We start from the raw sequence: 2,004 nt of genomic DNA on the forward strand, positions 1-2,004 counted from the left end.
GGCGCAGGCCGAAGCAGTCGGCGAGGTAGTAGCCCATCTCGCAGCCGCCGTTACCGTGATCGGAAGCCATCTTGACGCAGTTCTCGGCACCGACAGCCTGGCCGATGGGGCCCTCGGGCTTGGTCATGGCGTAGACGCGCACGCCCATGTCCTTCATCTTCTTGACGGCCTCGAGGACCTCGGGGGTGGTGCCGGACTCGGAGGCGGTGAGCACGACGGACTTCTCGGTCATGCGCTTGTGGCCCATGACGTTCCACTCGGCGGCGTGGATCAGGTAGACCTCGAGGTCGCGGTCGCCGAACTTGTTCATGAGGTACTCGAGCTGCATGAGCTCGTCCCAGGTGCCGCCGACGCCCATCAGGAACACGGCGTCGTAGCCCTCGTCGGCGACCTTGTCGGCGAGGGCGGTCATCTTCTTGCCGGCCTCGTAGACGTTCTTGCCGTCCTCGACGTAGCCCTCCTGGCTAAAGTGCATGATCTCGATCTTCTCGGTTTCCTTCATGGCTTTTCCTTTCTGCCCTGCACGCGAATCTATACATCGCGTTTCTTTTCGATACCAATTATAGACATACAGCTAACGTGTTTTTAATACCACTTTACAATCTGCTCCAATCCTCGGTGAACGGTCGAGATTCTCTGGTGAGTGGTCTTAAATTAGAATTTGATGTATAGCTAACGCCCCTGGCGTCTCCCTTGTGTGACAAAGAACAGCGTTCCTACCAGCGCAATAATGGTCGATGCCCCAAACAATACCGTCTGGACGCCCAAAGCCTCCGCCAAAAACGGAGCCGCCAGCAGCGGCACCACGCCGGCGCTCATCAGGCCAAAACGCACAAAGCCGGTAATGCGCCCCAGGTATTTGATGTCGGCGCGCTCCTGAATCAAGATCATCTGCAGCGGCTCCAGGAACCCCCAGGCCAGACCGTTAATCGCCTGACCGACAATCGCGACCCCCAGCATATCGGTGCCCACGTACACCATGGACCCAATGCCCACGGCCATGAGCGCGCCGAGCAGCAATCGCAGGTTGACATGGCGAGCAGAAAGCTTGGTCAGGATGAACGCACCCACCGAGGAAGTGAGGCCCACGACCGAGGACAGCCAGCCCAGCCAGACGATATCCACGTTGAGCACATCGCGGTAGAACAACGACTCCAGCGAATCGAACGCGCCGAACGCAAAGAAACCCAAAAAGCCCGAGATAAAGATGAGGCGCAAGTCGTGGTCGCGAAACGTAAGTCGCGCACCCTCGGCCATACCGCCCAGAATACCGCCCTTCGGCTTCTCCCCTTTTGCGGGAGCAACACACTCATGACAGCCCAAGGAGAGTACGGCCGCCACACCCATCATGCCCGCCATGAGCAGATAGACCGATTGCGTGGCAAAACAGCTCACGATGGCACCGCCGAGCAGCGGGCCAGCGGTATAGGCGATATTGCTGTAGAACACCATGAGACCGTTCACGCGGGTACGGCCCTCGGTGGTCGACTCTAGGTATCCCGGAAACGCATGCGTGCAGGTGTTGATAAAACCGCCCGCAAGTCCCAAGACACACGCGGCAAACACAAGCCCGGGGACAGACAACGGCGCCAACCCCACGCCAAGCGAAAGCACCGCCGTAATCACGCACGTCACAAACGACGTCCGACGCGGTCCAAAGCGATCGATGACCGAGCCCGACACCATATTGCCCACCGACGTCATAAGATTGCGCACGAGCGTAATGGCAGCAACCAAAAAGGCCGTGCCAGCCAGATCATACGTGGCCGCACCGATAAGCCCCAAAAAGTAGACCGCGTTGTTGGCGCACCACTGCAGGGACTCAATAAGAATCAGCCTGACCTCTGCCGGCGTCAGGCGCATTGCTTCGCGATCCTTCGCGAACATACGAACTCCTTCTATACAAAAAGGGGATGGAGGGCATAGGCCCGCTCCATCCCCTTTCCAGGTTGCAACGAAAATCTATGCAGCCGGGCCCTTACGCCAGCACGCCGAAGAACGCGC

1 protein-coding gene and 1 pseudogene are annotated in these 2,004 nt (G+C 58.9%); both read right to left on the minus strand.

Translation table 11 applies throughout. From position 1 onward, the window contains the following. A pseudogene (locus DWX39_RS10710) lies at positions 1 to 502 on the minus strand (SIS domain-containing protein); the annotation flags it as partial. 170 nt (positions 503 to 672) lie between these two features. Further along, the gene (locus DWX39_RS10715; RefSeq protein WP_199411504.1) at positions 673 to 1,887 is read right to left on the minus strand and encodes an MFS transporter; all 1,215 of its coding nucleotides are present in this window, start codon (positions 1,885 to 1,887) and stop codon (positions 673 to 675) included. Positions 1,888 to 2,004 lie beyond the last annotated feature (117 nt).

This window comes from Collinsella sp. AF19-1LB, from assembly GCF_003459655.1.
Lineage (GTDB): Bacteria > Actinomycetota > Coriobacteriia > Coriobacteriales > Coriobacteriaceae > Collinsella.

Excerpts from the sequence above, each read along its gene's own strand:
- DWX39_RS10715 (WP_199411504.1), bottom strand. The coding sequence starts at position 1,887 with ATGTTCGCGAAGGATCGCGAAGCAATGCGCCTGACGCCGGCAGAGGTC.